The sequence below is a fragment of the Lactiplantibacillus garii genome (assembly GCF_003885105.1).
GTDB classification, from domain to species: Bacteria; Bacillota; Bacilli; order Lactobacillales; family Lactobacillaceae; genus Lactiplantibacillus; species Lactiplantibacillus garii.
In genome coordinates this window covers 1-456 of sequence record NZ_QWZQ01000134.1, presented here as the reverse complement: position 1 = coordinate 456, position 456 = coordinate 1, and the positions used below count along the sequence as shown (strand labels likewise).

The 456-nt window shown below is 32.2% G+C and carries 1 protein-coding gene; it reads left to right on the top strand.

What is annotated here, in order from left to right; all coding sequences use genetic code 11:
• Positions 1–49 precede the first annotated feature (49 nt).
• A partial coding sequence (locus D1831_RS14755) for a hypothetical protein (protein WP_225422916.1) occupies positions 50–456 on the top strand: 407 nt, incomplete at its 3' end.

The window sequence follows — 456 nt, the reverse complement described above, 5'->3', positions numbered from 1 at the left end:
CATTAGTAATATTAAAGTGATTTTCCGGTCAGATTTTTGGGAAGGCTATTTGATTGAATCGATTACGTGGTTAGCAAATATTCCGTTGATAATTTTGGCAATACCAATGGTTCAATTTGATATTATTGATAATTTTCGAGTTAAAAGGAAAAATGTTTTTCGACTTTTGGGACATTCATTTAGTTTTCTAGTTCTAAAGTTTTTCTATCTGAGGCTTGTAGTATTAAACGTTCGACGGTATGTCTTACATACACATTTTGGAGGCCTTTTTCAAAGTAAAATCCAAGTTACTTTGAAAAAGGGTGTATCAGAACAGCAGGCTAAAATGGTACAACATCTTTATGAGTATATGTTAGCTCCGTGCACAGACTATCCTGAGAAAAAACGTAGAATTCCGATTAGGATAGAATGTCGAATAGTCAATGAAATCAATTTAAAAATTCCAGCATATGAAAT